The following is an 8,334-nucleotide window of genomic DNA, read 5'->3' on the forward strand; positions in this document are numbered from 1 at the left end:
ATACCGACGACAGAGCGTGCTGAAGTCGCGTAGAGCGCTCGGTGGCTTGACGCAGCGTAAGCAGACGTGTGAATCGGTTCGCGTCAGTTGCGCCGGTTATTCACTCCGCAGAACCACCTCGGCCAGTTCGTCGATGGCCTCTTGGCGCTCGGCCTGATTCGGTCGGGCGTGTGGGTTGAGTGATGACCACTGTGGGTGAGCGCGGGCTCTGGAGAGGGGGGCGGGCAGTTTGCCTTTGCGCCAGGTCTTGTCCTGCGGTGTTGTCAGTTCGATGCTGTTCATGGCGGCGTGGCCTCGGACGGCCAAGGCCAGCAGCAAGTGTCCCTGGCGCAGCGCGAGCAGGCGCAGCACGGCGTCGTCGACGGTCAGTTCGCGACGCCCTTTGAGTTTGCCAAGCAGGCGTGCGCCATAGCTGCGTGCGGTGAGCAGCGCGCCGCCGGCAATCGCGCCCACGACTGCGGCGGCACCCAGTGTGACGCCGCCGACCATCAGGTCTACTCCCGCTCCGGCCGCAGCGCCTGCTGCCACACCGCCACCGACACGTACGCCCATCAATTTCAGGGTTTCCGGGTTGAACAGGTCATCGCCCCAGCGCCCGTCCATCAACGGCAAGTCGCTGGTCGCCACATCGTCCTTGCGAAACGCATGCAGCTTGAGCAACGCTTCGACACAGGCTTGCTCACGTTGACGCGCGGCCTGGCGCAACGCGTCTATAGCCTGTTGCTCTTGATCGGGTGTGGTTTCGACACTGCGTCGGCAGGCGGCGCAGTCGATCAGCATTTCAGCGATCAGGCGCGCAGCGCTGTGCCGTTTGGCGTGCCGCTGTCTTTCCTGGTCCTGAATCAGACGCTCCAACCGCGGGCGAGCGCTTTCCAGCAGCAGGGCCAGGCTTTCGTACAAGCGGCGACCGCCGTCCTGCGGTGGCGCGACGCTGTCGAAACGTACCAGTGCATGCAGGCCCAGACGCGACAGCGCTTCGCGCCATTCCGGTTCCCGGTGCTGCTCGGCGTTGACGAAGTTGAGGACCGGCAGCAAGGGCTTGCCGCAACTGGCAAGTACGGCCAGTTCATCGCGGTATTTGGACAGCACCGGTTCACGGGCGTCGATCACGTACAGGCCCGCGTTGGAGTCGAGCAACTGTCGCAGCACCTTGGCTTCCTGCTCGAAGCGTTGTCGTGCTTCACTGCCGTCGAGAAAGCGCGCCAGTCGCGCCGGACCGTCCAGCCTCTCACCGGGTCGGTCCAGACGTTCCAGATAATCGAGCAGGGCGATGGCATCTTCCAGACCAGGCGTGTCGTACAACTCGACGATGGCCTGACCGTCCACCGACAGCCGCGCACCCTCCACGTGCCGGGTGGTGCTGGGGCGGTGGGACACCTCGCCGAAACTGACATCACCGGTGAGGGTGCGCAGCAACGAGGTCTTGCCGACATTGGTATGGCCGACCACCGCCAGCTTGATGGCGCGGGATGTATTGGCTTCACTCATGACCCGTCTCCAGCCAGCTCAGGGGCGCGGTATCTGCCCACGGCAATTGCAATGGGTCCAGCGCAATGTGCCAGTCATCCACACGCTCGGGGTCCAGGGTTTGTCCGGCAGGCGCAGGCAACAGCCAGATGCGCGTTGCCCCGGCGCAGCGGGCCAGTTCCGCGATCAACGCAAGACTGCCACGATCCGGCGAACGGCGCGGGTCGCAGGCGATCAGCAGACGGGCAGGCGGGTATTGAGTCAGTTGCTCGAGCAATGTGTGGCGCGACTCGCGGCTGTCCAGCACTCCTGCGTTGGCGACGCCAGCGGGCAGGTGCGGCGGCCAGACCTGTTGATCGTCCAGCTCGATGGCAACCAGCAATGCACCATCGCTCTCGACAGTGCCTGCGTCACGCTGCACCTGATGCAGCAACTCAGGCTCTGCATCATTGACGCCCAATCGTTCGCTGCTGGGCATCAGGCGTTCGCGCAGCTCAAGGTAATCAGGTTGTTCCAGATCGAGGCGCAACGCATCACGGCCGCTTTCCCAGCGCCACAGGCAGAAGCCGGCCAGAATCAGGCGCGGCAGGATGCCATAGACCAGCAACACGCCCACCAGCCATGCCGCCCAGGCCTGACGCGCGTTTTCGATGAGCAGCGCGCCGTTGCCGCTGGCCCGGATCATGGATTCGTCCGGCACGCTGAAGCCAATCCAGGCCGGAATAGTGCTAAGGGCCTGGGTCAGGCTGACGAAGGTGTCGCTGCTCAGGATGGTGGTTTCCCAGATAAAGCCGTAGCGCCGTGTCGACATCAGCATCAACAGCACGACCAGCGCGCTGAGCAGGGCGACCAGCCACAGGCTGTTGATCACCAGCCCGAGCGCCCAACGATTCAGTCGTCTGCGTTGTAGCAACAGAATCAGCGCCGGTGCCAATTGCGCAGCCTGGGCGTCGCGAGCGAGCTTTTCGCTCAGCCACAACCAGAGTCTGCCGAGGCCGGTATTGCCACGTCCGGCGAACACCAGGCCCAGCGCCCAACTGAGCAGCAGGATCAGGTTAAGCCCCAACAGGCTGCCCAGCGCCCAAAATACGTTGACCGGCGTCTGCCCGTCGCCCATTGCCGCGAAGGCAAGTCCAGCGCCGCTGATGATGGCCAGTACCGCCAGCGCGATCAGGGCCAGGCGCGCGCCCTGTTTCCAGTGATGCAGGGCCGCGAGCATGCCGTCGCGTTCCGCCAGCCACAGGGCGCGATGGGTGATGCGATTAGTGAGGTCGCCCTCGGTGGCTCGGGCGCGGCGGTTGGCTTCCTGATCGTCCAGCGCGCCAGCCTGGCGTTCGCGTAGGCGCACGGCTTCGGTCAGCCAGAGGGTATCGAGTGGTGTCAGCGCAGTCACACGGCGTCTCTTCAATGAATTCAGCGGTGAGCATAACCGCTGTCATGGGACTGAGCACGGCGTGTAACAGTTCAGTGGCTTGCGGAGCGTGCTCTGATATCCTCGCACCATGACTACTCATCTCCCTCTCAGCCTGATTGCCGCGCTCGGCGAAAACCGCGTGATCGGCGTCGACAATTCCATGCCCTGGCACTTGCCGGGGGATTTCAAATATTTCAAGGCGACGACCCTCGGCAAGCCGATCATTATGGGACGCAAGACCTGGGATTCGCTGGGCCGGCCTTTGCCCGGCCGCCTGAATCTGGTGGTCAGCCGTCAGACGGATCTGCACCTTGAAGGCGCAGAAGTATTCGCTTCGCTGGAGAGCGCTGTGCAGCGCGCCGAAGAATGGGCGCATGAGCAGGGCGTCGATGAGGTGATGTTGATTGGCGGTGCTCAGCTTTATGCTCAGGGCCTTGCCCAGGCCGATCGGCTGTACCTGACACGCGTGGCGCTGAGCCCGGCAGGCGACGCCTGGTTTCCGGAACTCGATCCGGCGCAGTGGAAGCTGGTGTCCAACGTGGAAAACGCGGCAGTCGACGACAAGCCAGCGTACAACTTCGAAGTGTGGGAGCGCGCCTGAGTCGTCAGGCGTAGGTCTGCAAAAAAGCCAATGTCACAAAAGTGTCGTTTTTGGTTTTGCTGTCGTGAACAGTCGATCAAATGGCGTCTTCTGACCCGTCTCGGGTCGCTGACGCACTGTGGCGTTCATAATATTTTGTTACGGTCTGTCCCTTCGATTTTTGAGAAGGGGACTTCGCCTATGAAACTTGCGCCAAAAATGCTGATTGCCGCCCTCTGTGTCGGGCTTGCCGGCCAGGCTTGCGCCGCCACAGAGCTGAAGCACTGGCCCGAACCAGCCGCGAAGGCGCTCGATGCCATGATCGCGGCGAATGCAAACAAAGGTAACTACGCAGTCTTTGACATGGACAACACCAGCTATCGCTTCGACCTCGAAGAGTCGCTGTTGCCGTACATGGAGAACAAAGGCCTGATCACCCGCGAAAAGCTCGACCCCTCTCTTAAGCTGATCCCCTTCAAGGACACCGCCGAGCACAAGGAAAGCCTGTTCAGTTACTACTATCGTCTTTGCGAAATCGACGACATGGTTTGCTACCCGTGGGTCGCGCAGGTGTTTTCCGGCTTTACCCTGCAGGAACTCAAAGGCTACGTTGACGAGCTGATGGCCCTCGGCAAACCGATTCCAGCGACGTACTACGAGGGTGACACCGTCAAGCAGCTCAACGTCGAGCCGCCTCGCGTGTTTACGGGCCAGGCAGAGCTGTATAACAAGCTGATGGAAAACGGTATCGAGGTCTACGTGGTGAGCGCCGCCTCTGAAGAATTGGTGCGCATGGTCGCTTCCGATCCCAAGTATGGCTACAACGTCAAACCGGAGAATGTAATCGGCGTGTCATTGCTGCTCAAAGACCGCAAGACCGGCGATCTGACCACGGCGCGCAAGCAGATCAAGGCAGGTCACTATGATGCGAAAAGCAACATGGGCCTGGAAATGACACCTTATCTGTGGACCCCGGCGACCTGGATGGCAGGCAAGCAGGCGGCGATCCTGACCTACATCGATCAATGGAAAAAACCGGTGCTGGTCGGAGGCGATACGCCAACGAGCGACGGCTACATGCTGTTTCACGGCGTCGATGTCAGCAAAGGCGGCGTGCATTTGTGGGTCAACCGCAAAGACAAGTACATGACCCAGCTCAACGGTATGATCAAGGCCAACGCCGAAGCCCAGGCCAAAGAGCACTTGCCGGTCACCGCCGACAAGAACTGGGTGATCGTGAAGCCCGACGAGATCCAGTGACGTTAATGAGGGCGGGATGATGCGTTGCGTGACACCGCTGCTCCAGACGCCCCGCGCCCGGTCCTGATCGTGCGCCCAACAAAAAGCCCGGCATCTCTGCCGGGCTTTTGCGTGGCCGATGTCGCTTATGGCACCAGCTTGTCCAGCAGTGCCTTGTCACGTACCGCGCCCTTGTCAGCGCTGGTCGCCAACAGGGCGTAGGCCTTGAGGGCCGTGGTGACTTTGCGTGGGCGCGACTCGACCGGCTTCCAGCCCTTCTTGTCCTGCTCGGCACGGCGCTCGGCCATTTCCGCATCGTCGATCAACAGGTTGATCGAGCGGTTGGGAATGTCGATCAGCACCTTATCGCCGTCACGCACCAGACCGATTGCGCCACCCGCGGCCGCTTCAGGCGAGGCGTGGCCGATGGACAGGCCCGATGTGCCGCCGGAGAAGCGACCGTCGGTGAGCAATGCGCAGTCCTTGCCCAGCCCCTTGGATTTCAGGTACGAGGTCGGATAGAGCATTTCCTGCATGCCCGGACCGCCTTTCGGACCTTCGTAGCGGATGATCACGATGTCGCCTGCTTTCACCTCGTCCGCAAGGATCCCGCGCACGGCGCTGTCCTGGCTTTCGAAAATCTTGGCGTTGCCTTCGAACACATGGATCGACTCGTCCACGCCTGCGGTTTTCACAACACAACCGTCCAGCGCAATGTTGCCGTACAGCACGGCCAGGCCACCTTCCTGCGAATAGGCATGCTCGACGCTGCGTATGCAGCCGTTTTCACGGTCGTCATCCAGACTTTCCCAGCGCGTGGACTGACTGAACGCGGTTTGCGTCGGAATGCCGGCCGGGCCTGCCTTGAAGAACGTGTGCACCGCCTCGTCGTCAGTCTGGGTAATGTCCCACTTGGCGATGCCTTCGGCCATGGTCTTGCTGTGCACGGTTGGCAGGTCGGTGTGCAGCAGGCCGCCACGGGCCAGCTCACCGAGAATGCTGAAAATACCGCCTGCGCGGTGCACGTCTTCCATGTGGTACTTCTGGATGTTCGGCGCGACCTTGCAGAGCTGCGGCACTTTGCGTGACAGGCGATCGATCTGGCGCAGGTCGAAGTCGATCTCGGCTTCCTGGGCGGCGGCCAGCAAATGCAGGATGGTGTTGGTCGAACCACCCATGGCGATGTCCAGCGTCATGGCGTTTTCGAACGCCTTGAAGTTGGCGATGTTGCGCGGCAGGACCGAGTCATCGTTGTTGTTGTAGTACTGTCGGCACAGATCGACGATGGTGCGGCCCGCCTGCAGGAACAGTTGTTCACGGTCGCTGTGGGTGGCGAGTGCCGAGCCGTTGCCCGGCAGTGCCAGGCCCAGGGCTTCGGTCAGGCAGTTCATCGAGTTGGCGGTGAACATGCCCGAGCATGAACCGCATGTCGGACAGGCGCTGCGCTCGTATTCGGCGACTTTTTCATCGCTGGCGGTCGAGTCGGCGGCAATCACCATCGCATCGACCAGGTCCAGCCCGTGACTGGCCAGTTTGGTCTTGCCGGCTTCCATCGGTCCACCCGAGACAAAGATCACCGGGATATTCAGGCGCAACGAGGCCATCAGCATGCCGGGGGTGATCTTGTCGCAGTTGGAAATGCAGACGATGGCATCGGCGCAGTGCGCGTTGACCATGTATTCCACGGAGTCGGCAATTATTTCGCGGCTCGGCAGCGAGTACAGCATGCCGTCGTGGCCCATGGCGATGCCGTCGTCGACCGCGATGGTGTTGAATTCTTTCGCCACGCCACCGGCGCGCTCGACTTCACGGGCAACCAGTTGGCCCATGTCCTTTAGGTGCACATGGCCTGGCACGAACTGGGTGAACGAGTTGGCGATGGCGATGATCGGTTTCTTGAAATCTTCGTCCTTCATGCCCGTGGCGCGCCAGAGGGCACGGGCGCCGGCCATGTTGCGGCCGTGGGTGGACGTTTTCGAGCGGTAATCAGGCATTGGAGCACTCCGGCAAAATAAGGCTGATCAGGAAGGGAGTGAGCTTCTATTGACGTCGCTTGCAAGCGGCAGTGACCGGGTGCAGCGAAGAAACCGAAAATCACGGGATCACCGTGTACTCGGCCTGAGCTCATAAACCCGCCGGGGGATGACTGGCGATGAATAGGGCCGATTCTACACCGCTCGCGCCCGGTTGGCATGAACGAAGGCATGTTCTGACAGATTGGCAGGTCTGGAATGCGCATAAACGAAAAGGTCGCCGACAGGGCCCTGTCGGCGACCGGTGCATCATTTGTCATCAGTGACCGTTCAACGCTTCACGATGGTCTGAATCTGATGCAGGTAGGTTTCACCGCTGACAGGCTGGAAGGCCAGCGCGTCCTGATTCCACGAAGAAGGCAGGCGAGTGATTTCTTCAAAGTAATCGGCGACCAGTTCGCGTTGATCTTCATTGACCAGATCCAGCAGGTATTCCAGTCCGCCAGGTTTGCCCAGAAAACCGCCCAATACATAGCCGGTGCGCGTCCAGTCGTGATTCTCGTGAAAAATCCGGTCGGTCGGTGCGGCGGGTTGTTCCGGTACATAAAGAATGTACTGGCCGACCGGACCGCGAATCACGAAAAGACGCGACAGAGTGATGCCTTTATGGTGCGGCATGACGAACTGGCCAATGCTGATGCCGTCGTCGTCCGAAGCCTCTGGAGCATTGATGACGCGTTGAATCAGGTTCGCGCCATCTTCCGAAAGCAGGCCGCGGGACACTTGGTCGGCAACCATCTTGTTCAGGTCATCGCGAATGTAATCAACGTCAGTAGAGTCGGTCATTTTCTTAAGTCCGTTTAAATTAAACAAAGTCCATTTTGAGTAATGTCTTGGGTCGTAGTCCGTAGGGCGTTACTAACAAGACGCTGACAATCTATCAGCGCAAGAACGTGCAATGCGGTAATTAGTTGTTGGCGTCTGGAGGGAGTGTTTCAAAATGCGTTTTAGCGTGTGTGACTCGACAAAGTGAGGCTGCAGTGCGCTGTGTATCGGGCCAGCTCGCCGCTGGCCCGATCACGGGGGATTAGCTGTTAGGCAGCAACCGGCAGGTAATGCTTTTGATGTAGCGGGTTTCGGCAATGGCCGGGTGCACCGGATGATCCGGGCCCTGACCACCGCGTTCCAGCAACTGGATGTTGCGATCCAGATGACGGGCGCTGGTCAGCAGAATGTTCTGCAGGTCGTCTTCCGGCAGGTGCATCGAGCAGGAAGCGCTGACCAGGATGCCGTCCTTGGTGAGCAGGCGCATGGCTTGCTCGTTCAGACGGCGATAGGCACCTTCGCCATTCTTCATGTCTTTCTTGCGTTTGATGAACGCAGGCGGGTCGGCGACGATCACGTCGAAACGCTCCTCACCGGCTTTCAGCTCCTTCAAGGCCTCGAACACATCACCTTCGATGCAGGTCAGTTTTTCGGCAAAACCATTCAGTGCGGCGTTGCGTTCTACGCCGTCGAGTGCGAAGGACGACGCGTCGACACAAGTCACGTCGCTGGCACCGAAGGCCGCCGCCTGAATACCCCAACCGCCGATATAGCTGTACAGGTCCAGAACCCGCTTGCCTTTCACGTATGGCGCCAGACGTGCGCGGTTCATGCGG

Annotated in this window: 7 protein-coding genes; 2 read left to right on the forward strand and 5 right to left on the reverse strand. The window is 60.7% G+C overall.

What is annotated here, in order from left to right:
* Window positions 1–96: 96 nt before the first annotated feature.
* Both BZK31_RS28005 and BZK31_RS28010 read right to left on the reverse strand, forming a co-directional pair.
* The gene (locus BZK31_RS28005; protein WP_083186419.1) at window positions 97–1,488 is read right to left on the reverse strand and encodes a DUF3482 domain-containing protein; all 1,392 of its coding nucleotides are present in this window, start codon (window positions 1,486–1,488) and stop codon (window positions 97–99) included.
* A complete protein-coding gene (locus BZK31_RS28010; RefSeq protein ID WP_083186420.1) occupies window positions 1,481–2,860 on the reverse strand; it encodes a DUF2868 domain-containing protein in 1,380 nt (459 codons plus the stop codon). Before BZK31_RS28010 ends, BZK31_RS28005 begins: the two co-directional genes overlap by 8 nt.
* 109 nt (window positions 2,861–2,969) lie before the next feature.
* On the opposite strand from BZK31_RS28010, the gene BZK31_RS28015 reads away from it, so the two are divergent.
* Window positions 2,970–3,482, forward strand: coding sequence for a dihydrofolate reductase (locus BZK31_RS28015; protein ID WP_083186421.1), 513 nt, complete (start codon window positions 2,970–2,972; stop codon window positions 3,480–3,482).
* Window positions 3,483–3,662: 180 nt separating this feature from the next.
* Window positions 3,663–4,721, forward strand: a complete 1,059-nt coding sequence (locus BZK31_RS28020) for an HAD family hydrolase (protein WP_083186422.1) — start codon at window positions 3,663–3,665, stop codon at window positions 4,719–4,721.
* Window positions 4,722–4,846: 125 nt separating this feature from the next.
* Here the strand turns inward: BZK31_RS28020 and ilvD are convergent, their stop codons facing one another.
* The 3 genes from ilvD to BZK31_RS28035 all read right to left on the reverse strand — a co-directional run.
* The gene (gene ilvD / locus BZK31_RS28025; protein ID WP_083186423.1) at window positions 4,847–6,694 is read right to left on the reverse strand and encodes a dihydroxy-acid dehydratase; all 1,848 of its coding nucleotides are present in this window, start codon (window positions 6,692–6,694) and stop codon (window positions 4,847–4,849) included.
* A 309-nt stretch (window positions 6,695–7,003) separates the two neighbouring features.
* Window positions 7,004–7,519: a dermonecrotic toxin domain-containing protein gene (locus BZK31_RS28030; protein ID WP_083186424.1), complete on the reverse strand. Its 516-nt coding sequence runs from the start codon at window positions 7,517–7,519 to the stop codon at window positions 7,004–7,006.
* Between the two features lie 241 nt (window positions 7,520–7,760).
* Window positions 7,761–8,334, reverse strand: a 574-nt coding sequence (locus BZK31_RS28035) for a class I SAM-dependent rRNA methyltransferase (RefSeq protein WP_157900818.1), incomplete at its 5' end; no start/stop codon positions are given.

Origin of the sequence: Pseudomonas floridensis, from assembly GCF_002087235.1 — a bacterium.
In the GTDB taxonomy this organism is placed as follows: Bacteria; Pseudomonadota; Gammaproteobacteria; order Pseudomonadales; family Pseudomonadaceae; genus Aquipseudomonas; species Aquipseudomonas floridensis.

Excerpts from the sequence above, each read along its gene's own strand:
- BZK31_RS28005 (WP_083186419.1), bottom strand. The coding sequence starts at position 1,488 with ATGAGTGAAGCCAATACATCCCGCGCCATCAAGCTGGCGGTGGTCGGC.
- BZK31_RS28015 (WP_083186421.1), top strand. The coding sequence starts at position 2,970 with ATGACTACTCATCTCCCTCTCAGCCTGATTGCCGCGCTCGGCGAAAAC.
- BZK31_RS28020 (WP_083186422.1), top strand. The coding sequence starts at position 3,663 with ATGAAACTTGCGCCAAAAATGCTGATTGCCGCCCTCTGTGTCGGGCTT.
- ilvD (WP_083186423.1), bottom strand. The coding sequence starts at position 6,694 with ATGCCTGATTACCGCTCGAAAACGTCCACCCACGGCCGCAACATGGCC.
- BZK31_RS28030 (WP_083186424.1), bottom strand. The coding sequence starts at position 7,519 with ATGACCGACTCTACTGACGTTGATTACATTCGCGATGACCTGAACAAG.